This window comes from Nocardioides humilatus, assembly GCF_008373755.1.
Classification (GTDB): Bacteria; Actinomycetota; Actinomycetes; order Propionibacteriales; family Nocardioidaceae; genus Nocardioides; species Nocardioides humilatus.
The window spans coordinates 562,978-579,635 of record NZ_VUJV01000003.1 but is presented as its reverse complement, the minus strand read 5'-3'; the positions used below and the strand labels follow the sequence as shown (position 1 = coordinate 579,635).

15 protein-coding genes are annotated in these 16,658 nt (G+C 70.4%); 13 read left to right on the top strand and 2 right to left on the bottom strand.

What is annotated here, in order from left to right:
- Positions 1-75 precede the first annotated feature (75 nt).
- The 3 genes from F0U44_RS10635 to F0U44_RS10625 all read left to right on the top strand — a co-directional run bounded on the left by F0U44_RS10635 (position 76) and on the right by F0U44_RS10625 (position 3,561).
- Complete coding sequence (locus tag F0U44_RS10635; RefSeq protein ID WP_149728264.1) at positions 76-2,457, top strand: M4 family metallopeptidase; 2,382 nt, start codon at positions 76-78, stop codon at positions 2,455-2,457.
- A 105-nt stretch (positions 2,458-2,562) separates the two neighbouring features.
- Entirely contained in the window at positions 2,563-3,102 is a 540-nt protein-coding gene (locus F0U44_RS10630) for a hypothetical protein (protein WP_149728263.1), read from the top strand.
- A 33-nt stretch (positions 3,103-3,135) separates the two neighbouring features.
- The gene (locus F0U44_RS10625; protein ID WP_149728262.1) at positions 3,136-3,561 is read left to right on the top strand and encodes a hypothetical protein; all 426 of its coding nucleotides are present in this window, start codon (positions 3,136-3,138) and stop codon (positions 3,559-3,561) included.
- Here the strand turns inward: F0U44_RS10625 and F0U44_RS10620 are convergent.
- Positions 3,551-5,089 carry a hypothetical protein gene (locus F0U44_RS10620; protein WP_188113424.1) on the bottom strand — a complete coding sequence of 513 codons (1,539 nt, stop codon included), beginning with the start codon at positions 5,087-5,089 and terminating at the stop codon, positions 3,551-3,553. The two genes, F0U44_RS10625 and F0U44_RS10620, sit on opposite strands and share 11 nt — an antisense overlap.
- Before the next feature lie 106 nt (positions 5,090-5,195).
- Here F0U44_RS10620 and F0U44_RS10615 point away from each other — a divergent pair, with 106 nt between their 5' ends.
- From F0U44_RS10615 to F0U44_RS10575, 10 genes are all read left to right on the top strand, one after another.
- The gene (locus tag F0U44_RS10615) at positions 5,196-6,074 is read left to right on the top strand and encodes a lipase family alpha/beta hydrolase (protein WP_149728260.1); all 879 of its coding nucleotides are present in this window, start codon (positions 5,196-5,198) and stop codon (positions 6,072-6,074) included.
- 84 nt (positions 6,075-6,158) lie between these two features.
- Complete coding sequence (locus tag F0U44_RS10610; RefSeq protein WP_149728259.1) at positions 6,159-9,548, top strand: collagen binding domain-containing protein; 3,390 nt, start codon at positions 6,159-6,161, stop codon at positions 9,546-9,548.
- A gap of 8 nt (positions 9,549-9,556) precedes the next feature.
- Positions 9,557-10,888 carry a vanadium-dependent haloperoxidase gene (locus tag F0U44_RS10605; protein WP_246160478.1) on the top strand — a complete coding sequence of 444 codons (1,332 nt, stop codon included), beginning with the start codon at positions 9,557-9,559 and terminating at the stop codon, positions 10,886-10,888.
- Positions 10,889-10,997: 109 nt separating this feature from the next.
- Positions 10,998-12,236 carry a TadA family conjugal transfer-associated ATPase gene (locus tag F0U44_RS10600; RefSeq protein ID WP_246160413.1) on the top strand — a complete coding sequence of 413 codons (1,239 nt, stop codon included), beginning with the start codon at positions 10,998-11,000 and terminating at the stop codon, positions 12,234-12,236.
- Between the two features lies 1 nt (position 12,237).
- On the top strand, positions 12,238-13,092 hold the full coding sequence (locus F0U44_RS10595; RefSeq protein WP_149728257.1) for a type II secretion system F family protein: 855 nt from the start codon (positions 12,238-12,240) through the stop codon (positions 13,090-13,092).
- A complete protein-coding gene (locus F0U44_RS10590) occupies positions 13,089-14,018 on the top strand; it encodes a type II secretion system F family protein (protein WP_149728256.1) in 930 nt (309 codons plus the stop codon). The genes F0U44_RS10595 and F0U44_RS10590 overlap by 4 nt, the downstream gene beginning before the upstream one ends.
- A gap of 41 nt (positions 14,019-14,059) precedes the next feature.
- On the top strand, positions 14,060-14,224 hold the full coding sequence (locus F0U44_RS22995; protein WP_188113423.1) for a hypothetical protein: 165 nt from the start codon (positions 14,060-14,062) through the stop codon (positions 14,222-14,224).
- Positions 14,221-14,604 (top strand): TadE/TadG family type IV pilus assembly protein, encoded by a 384-nt coding sequence (locus F0U44_RS10585; protein ID WP_149728255.1) that lies wholly within the window; start codon positions 14,221-14,223, stop codon positions 14,602-14,604. Before F0U44_RS22995 ends, F0U44_RS10585 begins: the two co-directional genes overlap by 4 nt.
- Entirely contained in the window at positions 14,601-15,044 is a 444-nt protein-coding gene (locus F0U44_RS10580) for a hypothetical protein (protein WP_149728254.1), read from the top strand. Before F0U44_RS10585 ends, F0U44_RS10580 begins: the two co-directional genes overlap by 4 nt.
- The gene (locus F0U44_RS10575) at positions 15,037-15,474 is read left to right on the top strand and encodes a pilus assembly protein TadG-related protein (RefSeq protein ID WP_149728253.1); all 438 of its coding nucleotides are present in this window, start codon (positions 15,037-15,039) and stop codon (positions 15,472-15,474) included. The genes F0U44_RS10580 and F0U44_RS10575 overlap by 8 nt, the downstream gene beginning before the upstream one ends.
- On the opposite strand, the gene F0U44_RS10570 is transcribed toward F0U44_RS10575, so the two are convergent.
- Positions 15,471-16,619, bottom strand: a complete 1,149-nt coding sequence (locus F0U44_RS10570) for a lysozyme family protein (protein ID WP_188113422.1) — start codon at positions 16,617-16,619, stop codon at positions 15,471-15,473. The two genes, F0U44_RS10575 and F0U44_RS10570, sit on opposite strands and share 4 nt — an antisense overlap.
- Between the last annotated feature and the right edge of the window lie 39 nt (positions 16,620-16,658).

Genomic DNA, 16,658 nt, shown 5'->3' with positions numbered 1-16,658 from the left:
GGACCACCGGCAAATTTGTCCGACGGGAGTGGGCATTCGGCAGCGCGAATGCCCCCGGACTGTGACGATTCGAGCATGATCGCCACACGCTCCCTCGTGGCATCGACGATCGTCGCCGTTGCCGCGTCTCTGACTCTGCTGCCCACTGGTCCGGCCCAGGCCGGCGACCCCAGCGTCCCGCCGTCACCGGTCACCTCGACTCAGGCCAGTGCGCCCCGCCACGACGGTGCCGGCGCCCTCGCGGCGGCGGAAGCGGTCGTCGCGGGCCGGGCCCACCAGCTCTACCTGTCGCGCCACGACCGGACCGTCCCGGGCAAGGTGCTGCGCTCGGGTCCGCTCCGGTTCGTGCCCTACGAGCGCACCTATCGCGGGCTGCCCGTCGTCGGCGGTGACTTCGTGGTCGTCGTACGCAAGGGAGCCGTGGTCTACACGAGCGTGGCGCAGACCGGGAAGGTCCGCCTCTCCGACGTGACCGCCCGCGTGCCTGCGTCGAGGGCCCGCGCGACGACTGCCGGCAAGGTGCGCGGCGCGCAGCTCGGCCGCAGCCAGCTGGTCGTGCTCCAGCGCGGCAAGAAGTCCGACCTCGCGTGGCGGACGACCGCAGTCGGACGGCGTGCGGGTGAGGCCTCCCGTCTCGACGTGTACGTCGACGCCCGCTCCGGTCGCGTGCTGAAGACCACCGAGCACGTGCTCGCCGGCACCGGCCACGCCAACTGGTCCGGGCCCGACCCGGTCGACGTCAAGACGCTGCACGTCGGTGCGACCTTCTCGATGGCGACGCCCGGGGCGACCACGCTGTCCTGCCAGAACATCGCCAGCCCAGGGGTCAACCTCTCCGGTGCCGACGACGACTGGGGCAATGGCAACGGGCTCAACATCGAGACCGGCTGTGTCGACGCGCTCTACGCCGCGCAGCAGGAGAAGCTCATGCTGAAGGGCTGGCTCGGCCGCGACGGCATGAACGCGTCCAACGGCTGGCTGCCGATCCGCGTCGGCCTCAACGACCAGAACGCCTTCTACGACGGCACCCAGGTGCAGATCGGTCACAACACCTCGGGGGAGTGGGTGGGCTCGCTCGACATCGTCGGCCATGAGTTCGGCCACGGCATCGACGACCACACCCCGGGCGGGCTGTCCGGCAGCAACACATCTGAGTTCGTGGCGGACGTTTTCGGCACCGCCACGGAGTTCTTCGACAACCAGCCGGTCGCGTTCGACGAGCCCGACTTCCTGATCGGTGAGGAGGTCAACCTCAGCGGCTCGGGCGAGATCCGCAACATGATCAACCCGGCGCTCGAGGGCGACCCGGCCTGCTGGTCGCCGATCGTCGACGACACCAGCAACAGCGGCACCGAGGTGCACGCAGCAGCGGGGCCGGGCGACCACTGGTTCTACCTGGCAGCGATCGGCAGCAACGCCGCCGGCATGCCGGTCAGTCCGACGTGCGACGGCGCGCCTGTGACGGGTATCGGTGTTCAGAAGCTGGTGAAGGTCTTCTACACGGCGATGCTGATGAAGACGACGGCGTCGTCCTACAAGAAGTACCGGGCGTGGACCCTCGTTGCTGCGCGGAATCTCTACGGCCAGTCGTCCTGCCTCGAGTTCACCCGCATCAAGCAGGCGTGGGACGCGGTCTCCGTGCCCGCCGAGGCCGGCGAGGCGACCTGCGCGATGGGCCAGCCGGCTGTGCGGGTCACCAACGCCAACGTCACGAAGGTGGTCACCGCCGGAGCGGCGATCACGCCCTTCTCCATGACGGCCGCCGGTGGCAGCGGTGTCTACAACTGGTCGGCCTCCGGTCTGCCGTCCGGGCTGACGATCAACGCCAGCAGTGGGCAGGTGTCCGGAACCCCGGCGTCGAACACCCCCGGCAGCTACACCGTGGCCGTCACCGCGACCGACACCATGGCTCGGGTCGGGACCGGCTGGTTCAACATCACCGTGAACCCGTCGGCGTCCAACGTCTGCAGCGGTGACCGGATCGGCAACGGCGGCTACGAGAACCAGACGCACGCGCCGTGGACCATGCCGCTGTGGGAGTACGTCCGGAACCTTCCGTCCGTCGCGCGGACCGGCCCGGGCAGCGCGTGGATGAATGGTGCTGGCACGACCCACACCGAGCTCGCGACGCAGCAGGTGCGGCTGCCCTCGGGCGCGTGCCGGGCGACGCTGACCTTCTACGTGTGGTCGCTGACGACGGAGACCAGCACCACCACGGTCTTCGACAAGCTCGACGTCAAGGTCAACAACTTCCTGATGCTGACGCGGACCAACCTCGACGCCGACAAGTGCAACCCGAACTGCCCCGCGAAGAACTACGTGAAGGTCACCAAGGTGATCCCCGCGGCGTTCCTCGGCAAGACCGTGACCCTGTCGTTCTTCGGCCAGGAGGACTCCTCGCTCTGGACCAACTGGCACATCGACGACGTCGCGGTGACCATCACGCCCGCGCCCTAGCGCTGGCCCGAGACCCCGGGAGGGGCTGCGCGTCCCCCACAGACGCGCGGCTCCTCTCGGCCCTTGCCCTGGAACCGTCCGTGCTCCGGCGACGTCTGAGGTGACATGAAGACCCGGCTGCTCTCCCTGATCCCCGTCGCACTGCTCGCGGCCACGACCTTGACCGCGTGCGGCTCTGACGACAAGAGCGCGCACGGCAACGACGTGGCCGGGGGACCGTCCGAACCGAGCTTCACCTTCACCAAGGATCTTGGCTGCGGCTTCGGCTTCGCCAAGGTCGACGACGAGGGCGAGAACCTGCTGTCGATCTACCACGACTTCGACGGTCCGAAGGTCGACTCGACCGTCACCTTCCCCGACAAGGGCTGGACCGCGACCGTCACGGTGGGGACGCATCTCGACGCCAACTGGTGCAACGACGTCATCGAGGACCCGCAGGCCGAGGTCGCCGAGACCTGGGAGATCGTCGAGGGCACGCTGGTCTTCGAGGGGGAGGTGCCGACGTTCGAGTTCGACGGCTCCGGCAACGACCAGCCGGTCCGGGCGCAGCTGACCAACGCGATCGTGGAGAACGAGGACGGCGAGCAGGTCGAGCTCGGAGACATCGCGCTGACCAACACCTCCTTCGGCTTCCTTGCCGGCTGACGGGGAGCGGGGGCGGTCCGTCAGGATGGGGGCATGAGCCTCGGACTGCTGGCCGCTGTGATCGGCATCGGCGTCGCCGTCCTCTCCCTCGTCTCCCTCGTCGTCTTCCTGGTGTGGGTGGTGCGGTCGAGCCGTCGGGTCGCCGACGAGATGCGGTCGTCCCACTCCGATGCGGTCCTGGGGCCGGAGCGCGCGACCTACCGCGGTGGCACCGGCTCCTTCTCCCGGGTCTCCAACTCCTGCTGGCTGGTGCTGACCGAGGACCAGCTCGTCGTGCGGACACTCATCGGCAAGGGCTTCACCGTGCCGGTCAGCACGATCAAGCGGACCCGGGTGGAGAAGTCCTACAACGGCAGCCGGGACCTCTATCCGGTGCTGGTGCTCGAGACGACGCGGGGCGAGGTCGGGCTCACCGTCGCCGAGGTCGGGGCATGGGAGGCCGCGCTCGCTAGGGCGTGAGGATCGTGAACGACCGGGTCGCCGGCGTCGCGTCCTTCTGCGCCGAGGAGTCGATCGCCCGCACCTTGAAGGTGTAGCTCCCGGGCGCGAGCGTGAAGGTCTTCGGCGACGTGCAGGGGACGTACGGCGTCGCGACCGTGCACTCGAACTTCGCTCCGGACTCGTTGGAGTGGAAGGTGAAGGTCGGCGTGGTGTCCGCGGTGTCACCGCTCGGCCCGCTGTCGATCGTGGTGGTGGGCGCCGGGTCGGTCGTCCAGTGGAAGCGGGCGACGAAGAGCTGGGGGTCGGCGCCCTGGCCGACCTCGCCGGCGACGACCAGCTTGCCGTCGGTCTGCCGGGCGATGCCGTAGATCTCGTCGCTCGTCCCGAGGTTGGTGCGGACCTTGCCGTCGCCGCCGAAGCTGGTGTTGAGGGAGCCGCTCTGGTTGTAGCGGAGCAGGCCGAGGTCGAAGGGGCCACCGAGCTTGTCGGTGCGGACCCTGCCGACCACGACGATCCGCCCGTCGGGCTGGACCAGCACGTCCTCGGCCCAGTCGTCGGTGCCGCCGAAGCCGGTGGTGATCTTGCCGTCGCCGTCCCAGTCGTCGTCGGCCAGGCCGACGGCGTTGAGGCGGGCTACGGCGAAGTCGGACGGGCCGTCGTCGGGGTCGCTCGGCCCCGCGAGGACGATCTTGCCGTCGGACTGGATCGCGACCGCTCGGGCTTCGTCGGAGTCCCCGAAGCCGATGCTCGCCTTGCCGTCGAAGTTGAAGCTCGCGTCGAGGCCGCCGCTGGTGGTGTAACGGGCGACCGCGAAGTCGTAGTCGTACTCACCGTCGGCGTCGGTGCGGCCCGCCACGACGATGCGCCCGTCGCTCTGGACCGCGACGTCGAGGGCGGCGTCGTTCTCGCCGCCGAAGCCGGTGGTGGTCCTGCCGTTGCTGCTGAACGTGCTGTCGAGCGCGCCGCTGCTCGTGAGCCGGGTGACGTAGAAGTCGCCGTCGAGCTTGACCAGCCCGTCGCCGACGATGACGATCCGGCCGTTCGGAGCGATCGCTACGGCGTCTGCGCCGTCGCGGAAGCCGAGGTCGAGCACTGACTTCCCGTCGCCGCGGAAGGTGGTGTCGAGGTCGCCGCTCGAGGTGAGCCGGGCGACGGCGGTGTCGTAGTAGTCGCTGAGGCCGGCGATGTGGGTCCGGCCGACCACCATGATGCGACCGTCCGACTGGATCGCCACGTCGTTGAGCTCGGTCGGGTGGCCGAAGTCGATGTTGACCCGGCCGTCCCCTCCTCCAAACGAGGTGTCGAGCGTGCCGTCGGTGCGGTAGCGGTAGACCCACGCCCAGTAGCCGCTGTAGCCAACGACGACGATCCGGCCGTTCGACTGGAGCGCGACCGCCCTCCCGGAGACGCCGACCGCCGGGTCCTTCGTGACCCCGTTGGTGCCGAAGCTCCGGTCGAGGTCACCTCCTGCGGCCGCGCTCGCCACCGGCGTCGGCGTCGAGAGGAGGCCGGCGAGGAGCAGGACTACGGCGAGCGGGCGTTTCATGCGGAGCCTTCGACCTCTCGAGTGTCGCACCGGGCCGCGGCCACGGACAGGGGGCATGTGAAAAGGTCGGTTCCCACATGGCGGTGGGTCGTCGTACTGTCCCCGCATGCGGCGATCGGCTCTCGGTTCACTCCTGCTTGCTCTCACGCTGGTCGCCAGCGGACTGACCAGCAACCTCGCGTCGCCACCCACGGCCTCAGCGGTCACCTCGCTCGAGCGACCGCCGAAGGGTGCCAACGACTGGACCTGCCGGCCGAGCGCCGAGCACCCGCGTCCCGTCGTACTCGTCCACGGCCTCGGCGCCAACATGGGCATGAACTGGGGCTACCTGTCTCCGCGGCTCAAGGAGCGGGGCTACTGCGTCTTCGCCCTCACCTACGGACTGCACCCCCTCGCGGTGCCGTTCGGCGCGCCGGGCGGGACGATCAAGATCGAGGACAGCGCCCGCGAGCTGAAGACGTTCATCGACCGGGTGCTGGCGGCGACCGGCTCCTCCCAGGTCGACCTGGTCGGTCACTCCGAGGGCACGTTCATGCCGCAGTACTACCTGAAGTTCCTCGGCGGTGCCCCGAAGGTGAAGCGCTACGTCGCCTACACGCCGCTCTACGCCGGCACCAAGATCCTCGGCATCCCCGCGATCCGTGACGCCGGCGAGAAGGCCGGTCTCGCGCAGCCGATCATCAACCTGATCAGCGCCTTCTGTGGCTCCTGCACCCAGTTCCTCGCCGGCTCACCGATGCAGAAGAAGCTCGCCGAGGGCGGCGCCGCAGCGCCCGGTGTCGAATACACGACCGTCATGAGCAAGTACGACGAGCTGGTGATCCCCTACACCAGCGGCTACCTCCCGGGGCAGCGCAACTACGTCCTGCAGGACCTGTGCCCGATGGACCTCTCCGAGCACCTCGCGATGGCCTTCGACGCGGTCGCCGCCCAGATCGCCTTCAACGCGCTCGACCCGGAGCACGCGCAGCCGATCACCTGCTGATGCTCGTAGGGCTAGCCCTGTTGCCACGGTGGGCGATGCGGCGAAGACTGCGCTCGGGGAGGACGCACACCTAAGGCGCGGCTCATGAAGGCATCCGCTCGTCGGTCTCGAAGGATCCTCGCTGTCCTGGTGGCCGGCGCCGTGCTCGCGGCCCTGACCGTCACGGGCAGCATCGTCTCGGCCCAGGCGGCCAACGGCACGCTGAGCGGCACCGTCACCGAGGCCGGCACCGGCACGCCGATCGGCGACGTGACGGTCGAGGCGTTCTGCTGGGCGGTCAGTGGCCAGGACCCGGGGGAGTCCTGCGGGACGACCCAGACGGCACCCGACGGGACCTACTCGCTGTCGCTCGCCGCGGGTGTCTACAAGGTGTCCTTCGACGACGTACCGGCCCACGCGCGGCAGTTCTACGGCGGCGGCACCGACATCGGCGACCCCGGCTCGACCCAGGTCACGGTCCCGAGCGGAGGCAGTGCGACCGGCATCAACGTGGCGCTCGTGGCGCTGCGGACGATCAGCGGCACGGTGACCGGCACGGGCACGCCCGTCGGTGACATCAACGTGACGGCCTACCAGCACTCCGCCGGTCCGACTCCGTCCTGGGACCCGGCCGGAGACGCCCTGACCGAGGACGATGGCACCTACGCGCTCCTCGTGCCGGACGGCACCTACCGGGTCGGATTCTCCGACGCACACGGTCCCTTCCGCACCGAGTTCTTCGACGACGCGGACGCCGTCGAAGCAGCTGACGACGTGGTCGTGGCAGGCGACGTCGGCGACATCGACGCCGACCTCGCCCGCAACCACGCCGTCACCGGTGGCGTGACCCTCGACGGCATCAACATGCCCGCGGTCAACGTGACCGCCTATCAGGAGGACGCGACGGCCCCCGGCGGTTGGGCGGCGGTGAAGGTCACCGAGACCGGGGCCGACGGCCGCTACGCCCTCTATCTGGACGACGGGACCTACCGGATCCAGTTCCAGACCTGGCAGGGGCGGTTCCCGCCCGTCTACTACCCGGGCGTGGACACGATCGACCTCGCATCCGACGTGGTCATGGCCGGCGCGGACGTGCCCGACATCAGCGTGGCGATCACCAGCGGGCCGGTCGACACGGGTCCGGCCATCACCGGCACCGTGACGGAGGCCGATGGCGGTGCGCCCGTCGCGAACCTGAGCGTCGCGGCCTGGCGCTTCGACGTGGGCTTCGGAGCCTGGGTGCAGGTGAAGGTGCGATTGACGGGGCCCGACGGGACCTACGCGCTCTACGTGCCGGAGGGCACCTACCGCATCGGTGTCAGCGACTTCGCCCACCGCTATCAACCGGTCTTCTATGACGGCGCGGACACCATCGACGACGCCACCGACGTGGTGCAGGTGACCGCGGGCGTCACCGGCATCGACATCGAGGTCGTGGAGAACAACAAGATCGCCGGCACCGTGACCGGCGACGAGCTGCCGGGCAGCCCGCCGGGTCCGCCGCCGACCCAGGTCAACGCCTGGCAGTGGGACCCCGTCGTACTGGACTGGGTGGTCGCGGGCGAGGCGTTCAACGGGCCTGACGGGCACTACGAGCTCTACGTGCCGGACGGGACCTACCGGATCGGCTTCACCCCCTTCGCCTACGGTTACGAGCAACCCCACTTCTACGACGGGGTCGACAACGTGGGCGAGGCGACGGACGTCGTGCTCGACGGTGCCGACGTGACCGGCATCGACGCGCACCTGGTGGCGGCGAACGGAGAACCGCCTCCCACTTGGTCCCGGACGGCCACGCTGTCCGACGACGGCGCGGACGGTGGAGACCCGCAGGTCGCCGTGAGCCCGTGGGGCACCGCTCTCGCCGTCTGGGTCGACCGGGGGAGCGGCCGGGTCAAGGCGAGCACTCACCCGAAGGCCGGTTCCTGGAAGAAGCCGTTCTTCATCTCGCCCTCAGGCCAGGACGCGTTCGACCCGCGGGTGGCGATCGGTCCGCGGGGCAGGTACGTCGTCGCGTGGCGCCGTTGGGACGGCGGTCACTATCGGATCGATGCCGTGACCCGGACCGCGACGACCCCTTGGTCGGAATCCGTGACGTTGTCCGGTGCGAGTGCCGACGCGTGGGACCCGCAGGTCGCCGTCGGGCGCGACCGCGCGGTCGTCGTGTGGCGCAGCGCCGAGCCAGGAGGCTCCGAGGTGCAGGCGAGCACGCGCGGAACGACCGACTGGTCGGCGCCACAGACGCTGTCGGGCGACGCCGATGCGTGGGACCCGCAGGTCGCGGTCGCCGGCGACGGCACCGGGGCCGTCGTGTGGTCGCGGACGGGTCGCGCGCACGACCGGGTGCAGGTCATCCGGTTGTCGAGGCGCGGGGCGTGGTCGGAGGTCCGGACCCTGTCGGCGCGGAGCCGGGACGCGGAGGAGCCGCAGGTCGCGGCGACGGCGCGTGGCGCGGCGGCCGTGGTCTGGCGAGGCAGTGACGGCACCGACGAGCGGATCCAGGCTGTCCGACACGGGAAGACGGGTCGCTGGTCGCGGCCGGCGACGCTCTCTGCCGCGGACCGGGACGCTCACGACCCCCAGGTCGTGATGGACGCCAGCGGTGCGGTGACCGCGGTCTGGGCGCTCCGGACCGGGAGCAACCACCGGGTCGAGGCCTCCACCCGGCTGTCGGATCGACGGTGGTCGACGCCCGCGAAGCTGTCGGAGGGTGGCTGGGACGCTACCGCTCCTCAGGTCGCGGCCAGCCCGGACGGCCGGACGACGGTCGTCTGGCTGCAGGCCGAGGGCGGTCAGCTCCTCGCCGCGATCTCGAACCGGGGCTGGACCTGGTCGAACCCGACCTCGCTCTACGGGGACGGCGTGGCCATCTCCGGGCCCGATGTCGCCGCAGGGCCCGAGGGCACAGTCGCGGCGGTCTGGACGAACCGGTTCAACGACTTCGACCGGGTGCGGGGCGCCGTCCGCTTCGATCCCGGCGGGTCCGACCACTGCATCGACACCTTCGGTGTGGACCTCAACATCGTCTTCGCCGTGCCGGACCCGTTCGTGGAGTACGTGTGTCGAGAGATCGATGCTGGCACCCGGTGGCGGCCGCTGACGTTCTGGATCGTGAACACCGCCTTCGAGGAAGTGCCGCCGGGCTTCGTGCCGGCCGGAGCCACGCCGATCGAGGACCTCGCGGCCAAGCTGCAGTCCGTCACGGTGGTCACCGACCGCGGCACCGCGGCCGAACGCACCGCGGTGCTCTCAGCCGCCGACGTGCTGCGTACCGACCGGACCTACGCCGACTACGACCCGTCCTCGGAGCCGCTGCCGATCGGCGCGACCTTGCCGCTGATGAAACCGCTGCCACCGGGCAAGCACACCGTCCAGGTCAGGTGGCACCTCAGCGCCCAGCACTGTGACGGGTTGGGCTCCGTCGAGGCCGAGAACTGCCTGCCGGCAGGGGATCTTCTCTGGGCGACGCGAGCTTTCAAGGTGAGGAGGGGGTGATCGTGGTGATGCAGCCTGATCGACCGAACTGGACGCGGCGCGGCTTCCTGGGACTCGCCGGGATCAGCGCCGCCGGTGCCGCGTCGGCCACGTGGCTGCCGGTGCCGGCCTCGGCATCGAGCGACCCCGACGTCGTACGCGGCGATGCGGCGCACGCCTGGCTCCGGGCCGTCTACGACCGTGTGTGGCACGAAGGAGTCGGTACGCCGACGGGCGCCGCGCGGATCTACTGCGCAGTGGCGGTCGGGCTGTATGAGTCCGTCGCTCCCTTCTCGGACAACCTGCGCAGCCTCGTGGGGCAGTTGACCGACCTCCGTCCGCTCCCGCAGCCGCCGCGCGGCCGAACCGATCCCGCGTGTGTCATCGCCAGTGCGCTCCGCACGCTCACCGACTACCTGTTCCGTGGCGCACCGTCGGGCCCGACCGACCCGATCGCCGCCGTCTACGACCGCCAGGTCCGGCTCCGCCGGGCTGCCGGAGTGCCGGCCGGTGTGGTCAGCGCGTCGCTCGACCACGGCTCCCGCGTCGGGCGTGACCTGGTCGCGTGGGTGTCGAGCGACGGCTACGCGGGGTCGCTGCGGCCCTACACGCCGCCGATCGGACCGTCGCGCTGGCGCCCGAGCCCGCCCAACTACGGCGAGCCGATCGGGGCCTACTTCTCCGAGGTCCGGCCGATGGTGCTGCAGCGGGCCGACGAGGTGAAGCCGGTTCGCTACGTGCCCTTCTCCACCGCGGAGGGCTCGGCCTTCTGGGACCAGGCCAACGCGACCTACCAGACCGGGCTGGCATTGACCCAGGCCCAGCGCGAGACCGCGATGTTCTGGCGGGACAACCCGCACACCTCGGGGCTCCCGTCGGGGCACTGGATGCAGATCACCCGCCAGGTGTGCGAGCAGCGCAGGCTCTCGCTGGCGCGGTCGGTCGAGGCCTACGCCCGGGTGGGCGTCGCCCTGCACGACGCCTTCCTGAACTGTTGGACCTGGAAGTACCGCTACAACCTGATCCGCCCCGTCGACTACGTCCACGACCACATCGATCCCAGTTGGGCGACCTGGGTGGCCACCCCGCCCTTCCCCGAGTACACCTCCGGCCACTCCGTCGCCTCCGCAGCCGCGGCCACCGTGCTCACCGACCTGCTGGGTCCGATCCGCTTCACCGACGTCAACACCATCCCCGAGTGGGGCACCCGCGTCTTCCGCAACTTCCGCGTCGCGGCGGAAGAAGCGGCGATCTCGAGGCAGTACGGCGGCATCCACTACCCCATGGCGATCCAGTTCGGGATGGACCAGGGCGACGCCATCGGGACGCTCGTCGTCAACCGCCTCCAGACCTCCGTCTGACATGACCCGCGTCTCACTTTGTGCACAAGTGTGAACTGAGTCTGGTCACGGACTCCCCGATTCCTTTACTGTTCGGAATCGGAACGGATCTCATCTCGGGGGGGTCGAAGTGACCGTTGTGGACGACGTCGTGGCGCGCCTCGACGAAGAATTGCGGGTCGCCGTACGACGTGACGGGCTCGACCCGCAGCGTGAGGTGGCTGCGGTGCGGGGCCTTGCCGAGGCCGTGGTCCGCGAGCACGACGACCGCAGCCTGACAGGTGTCGTCGCTCCCGTCGGCGACGCCGACGCGATGGTCGCCGAGCTGGTCGCTCGGGTCGCGGGCTTCGGGCCACTGCAGCCGCTGCTCGACGACCCGACGGTCGAGGAGGTCTGGATCAACAGTCCCGACCGGGTGTTCGTCGCACGACACGGCAGGCACGAGCTCACCAACCTCGTGCTGACCGAGGCCCAGGTCTCCGAGCTCGTCGAGCGGATGCTCAAGACGACGGGTCGCCGGATCGACATGTCGCGGCCCTTCGTCGACGCGATGCTGCCCCAGGGGCACCGGCTCCACGTGGTGCTGCAGGGGATCAGCCGAGGCTTCTCGGCCGTCAACATCAGGAAGTACGTCGTGCGCGCGGCCCGGCTGTCCGAGCTCGTAGCCCTGCAGAGCCTCACCCCGTCGGCTGCGCAGTTCCTCGAAGCGTCGGTCCGTGCTGGCCTCAACATCTTGGTGAGTGGCGCGACCCAGGCCGGCAAGACGACCATGCTCAACTGCCTGGCAGCTGCGATCCCTGGCGGTGAGCGGGTGATCTCCGTCGAGGAGGTCTTCGAGATGCGCTTCCCGCATCCCGACTGGGTTGCGATGCAGACCCGGCAGGAGGGACTCGAAGGCACCGGTGAGGTGCGGCTCCGCGACCTGGTCAAGGAGTCGCTGCGTATGCGCCCGAGCCGGATCATCGTGGGCGAGGTACGGGCTGAGGAGGCGCTCGACCTGCTCCTCGCTCTGAACAGCGGACTTCCTGGGCTGTGCACGATCCATGCCAACAGCGCACGGGACGCGCTCACGAAGGTCTGCACGTTGCCGTTGCTGGCAGGGGAGAACATCTCGGCGCGCTTCGTCGTACCGACCGTCGCCTCTTCGGTCGACCTCGTCGTGCACCTGGAGCTCGACCCGCGAGGGGTACGTCGCGTGGTGGAGATCGTCGCGGTGCCTGGCCGAGCCGAGCAGGACATCATCGAGACCGAGCCGGTCTTCGAGATGCGTGACGGGGTGCTTCGCCGGGGGATCGGGATGCCACCGCGGATCGCTCACTTCGAGCGGGTGGGCATCGACGTGCGACGTCTGCTCCACGAGGCGGACTGAGATGGGTGCGCTCGTCGGGCTCGGGGTGGGCATCGGATCGCTGCTGATCTGGTCGGCCTTCACCACGCCGAGGGCCACCCCGCCCCGTGCTGCGCGTCCGGGCCGACTCGAGGTGATGCTGGCGGAGGCGGGCATGGTCGGGGTCTCGTCGCGCTCGCTCGCGCTGCTCGGTGGCGCGATCGGGCTGATCGTCTGCTTCGTCGTGCTCGCCGTGTCGCGCACGGCGCCGCTTGCGCTGGTGATGGGATCGCTTGCTGCCTACCTCCCGATCGCGATGGGCTCCGGGCGTGCACGACGACGACAACGGGAGCTCGCGGAGGTCTGGCCGGAGGCCGTCGATGATCTCGCATCGGCCGTACGTGCGGGGATGTCGCTGCCCGATGCGGTCGCGGCGCTCGCGGTGCGCGGGCCCGAACCCCTGCGGCCGGCCTTTGATGCGTTCGCGCTCGACTATCAGGTGTCGGGCCGGTTCGGTGACTGTCTCGACCGGCTCAAGGCTCGGTTGGCGGACCCGGTCGGCGACCGAGTCATCGAAGGTCTGCGGGTCGCCCGCGAGGTGGGTGGCGGTGAGCTCGGGCGGCTGCTGCGCAACCTGTCGACCTACCTTCGCGACGATCTGCGCACCCGTTCTGAGCTCGAGGCCCGGCAGGCGTGGGCGGTCAACGGCGCGCGGATGGCGGTCGCCGCGCCCTGGCTGGTGCTCATGTTGATGTCCTTCCAGCCCGACGTGATCACGCGCTACCGCTCGGCCACGGGAGCGGTCGTCCTCGTGGTCGGTGCGCTGGCTTGCGTGGCGGCCTACCGCGTCATGATGCGGATCGGCCGGCTCCCGACCGAGCACCGGATCCTCGCGTGACGCCCGCTGTCCTGGGCGGCTTACTCGCAGGCACCACGGCCGCCGGCCTGCTGATGGTGATCGCAACCGTCCTGTCCGGTCGCCGACCGAGCCTCGCGATCCGCGTGCTTCCTTACGTCCGCGACCTGACGGCCGCGCCAGCGACACCGACGGGCCGCGAACCTCGGACCGCGTTCGGCGCCCTGGCTGCACCGTTGCTCCGATCGGCGGCGGACCTGGTCGAACGGACCCTCGGCGGCGCCGCGTCCGTACGACGACGGCTCGCTCGTGCGGGCATCGACCGCAGCGTCCACGACTTCCGGGTGGAGCAGGTGCTCTGGGGCTTCACGGGTTTCGGCGTGGCCGCCGCCTACTGCTTGGTCAGCGCCTTGTCGGGTCCGCGCAGCCTGGTGCCGCTGGTCCTCATCTGCCTGGTCGGGTTCGCCAGTGGCGTGCTGTGGCGCGACCACCACCTGACTGCCCAGGTGCGCAAGCGGGAGCGGGCCATCGTCGCGGAGTTTCCAGCGATCGCCGAGCTGCTCGCGCTGGCGGTAGCCGCGGGGGAGGGGCCGGTATCTGCCGTGGATCGGGTGGTGAGCCGCTCGCACGGAGCACTGGCAGCTGACCTGGGCGGCGTGCTCGCGGCGATCCGCACGGGTGAGCCGGTCGCCGATGCCTTCGACCGGCTCGCCGCGACCACGGGCGTGCCGATCGTGGCGCGCTTCGCCCACGGCGTCGCCGTCGCCGTCGAGCGCGGCACCCCGCTCACCGAGGTGCTCCACGCGCAGGCGTGCGACGTCCGCGAGGCCGGGCGCCGCGAGCTCATCGAACAGGCGTCGCGCCGGGAGATCGTGATGATGGTGCCGGTCGTCTTCATCGTCCTCCCGGTGACCGTTGTCTTCGCCTTCTGGCCCGGCCTTGTCGGCCTCTCGCTGACCGGCCCCTAGACCAGAGCACGCACTGGAAACCATCTCGGGAAGGAAGCTCCATGAAGGTTCGTATCTATCGCTGGTGGCGTCGCGACGACCGAGGCGATGTGCCCGGTTGGGTGCTGATCACCGTCATGTCCGTCGGTCTGGTGACGGCCGTGATGGCGGCGGCGCGCCCGATGCTCGTCGACATGCTGCAGTCAGCGTTGGGCTCGGTGCAGTGACCCGGCGGCCGGAGCGCGGGTCGGCGGTCGTCGACTTCGTGCTCGTGGTCGTCGTGCTCGCGCCGTTGGTGGCGGGCCTGATGCAGGTGGCCCTGGTACTGCACGTCCGAGCGACGCTCGCCGCGGCGGTGTCAGATGGCGCGCGATACGCGGCGACAGCGGACCGCGGACCTGACGACGGGGTCGCTCGTGCTCGGGCGCAGATCAACGCGGCGATCGCCGGGCGGTTCGCACGTGATGTCACCGGATCATCGGCCACCGTCGACGGGCTGCCAGGCGTCGTCGTCACCGTTGCGGCGGTGGTGCCGGCGCTCGGCATCGGTGGGCCGGCGGTGAGCTTCTCGGTGTCCGGCCGGGCGGTGGAGGAGTCGCCGAGGTGAGGCGCTGTGACGACCGCGGCAGCGCGGTCGTCGAGCTGGTCTGGCTGGGCATCTTGTTGCTGTTCCCGCTGCTGTGGATCGTGCTGACGGTCTCGGAGGCGCAGCAGGGAGCCTTCGGGGTGACCGCGGCAGCCCGCGCGGCCGGACGGGCCTACGCACTGGCACCCGATGACACGTCCGGCCGTGCAGCGGCCGTGCAGGTCGCCCGCCGCGCCCTCGCGGACCAAGGTCTGGCCGAGGCGCCGATGGAGGTGCGCGTCACGTGCACGCCGTACCCGCGCGATTGCCACAGCGCCACGTCGGTCATCACCGTCACGATCACCGCGGAGATGGTGTTGCCGTTGCTGCCGGACTTCTTCGGCAGCAGTCGACCGCGGTTCGAGCTCAGCGCGTCCCACAAGGTGCCCATCGGGCGCTACCAGGAGGCGGCTCGTGGGTGAGCGCGACGAACGGGGCTCGTCGAGCGTGGTCATCATCGGCTTCGCGCTGCTCGTCGCGCTCCTGGTCGCCGTCGTGGTCGACGCGGGTGCCGCCTACATCGAGCGTCAGAGCCTCGACTCGCTGGCGGACGGGGCCGCGCTGTACGGCGCCGACGCGGCAGCCGAGGGGCGCGACGTCTACACCGGTGGGCTCGGCGACCACGACCTCCACCTCAGCGTCGACGTTGCGAGAGCGGCCGTGCGCGACTACCTGCGATTGACCCGCGCGTACGTCGAGCACCCCGGCCTCCGCGTCTCGGTCACCGTCACCGGTGACCGGGTCGTGGTGAAGATCTCCGCGCGGCTCGTGCTCCCGCTCCGCCTCCCCGGCGGACCGGGGAGTCCGATCGTCGGGGCCGCGGGATCGGCCGTCGTTCGACCGGGCGGCTAGGTCGTCGACGGGTCGGTGGCCGAGGCGCTCGGGGTGTCCGACCGGCTGGGTGTGTCTGAGGGGGAGAACGACGGACTGTCCGAAGGCGTGTCCGACGGGGTGCCGGAGGGGGTGCCCGACGGGGTCGACGACGGGGTGTCCGAGGGCGTCTCGGTCGGGGTCGAGGAGTCGGTGTCCGAGGGTGACGGGGTCCACGTGGGGGTGCCGGTGCCGTCCGTCCCGGGTGCATTCGAGGGCGTGTCGGACGGGGTGTCCGTGTCGCTCGGCATGTCGGTCAGGTCGGTGGGGATGTCGGTGAACGGATCGGTCGGGATCACCGTCGGGCTGGCGTTGAGGGCGTCGTTGAGCTGGACGGTGTAGGCCCGGTCGGCCGCGAGCACCGACTCGATGAACGACGGGTCGTCGTTGACGCGGGTCACGCCGGCAACCCGGCCTGGCCGCTTGCTGAGGTCGTCCTCGCCCGAGCAGAGGAGTACGGCGACCGCGAGCGAGGCGTCGTCGATGTCGTAGGGGTTGCGCGAGCCGTCCCCGTCGCTGTCGACCCCGACGATCGCCCACGTCGGCGGAGCGAGCTGCATCGGGCCGACCGGGAGGTCGTACAACTCGTCGCCGTCGACCTGGCCCGCGTCGCTGTCGGGGAGCTTCTTCCCGTCGTCGCCGGTGATCGGGTCGCCCTTGAGCTTGGGGTGGAGCACGCCGTCGTCGTCGAACGTGCCGCCGTTCTGGGCACCGTGTTGGGTCACGACCTGTCCGACCGCGGCGATCAGGGTCCAGCTCAGGTGGCAGCTCTCGTCGGCGCCCTTCAGCACCGCCTCGGCGCGTTGGTAGGCAGCGAGAGCCATGGGCGGGATCTCAGCGAGGACCGGTCCGTCGACGGCGACCACGGGCACCTGCGGGATGCCGATCGGCGGGTCCTCGATCTCGACCGGCGGGCCGAAGGTCGACCAGGCAGAGGTGGGCGTCGAGGTGGTCGCCGGGGGAGCCGCGACCGGGCCGCGCGGCTTCGGTTCGGCGTCCGCGAGGGTGACCGCGGCGGCCGTGATCGTGACCGAGGTGAGAGCGAGGGCGGACAGCACCGAGGTCACCACGGCGCGTCGTACGGCGCCGCCGGCCTTGACCGGCTCCAAGCGGTGTCGGGGAGTCATCGGCAGTCCTCTGGTCTCAGCCTTCATGATGCGTCCGGC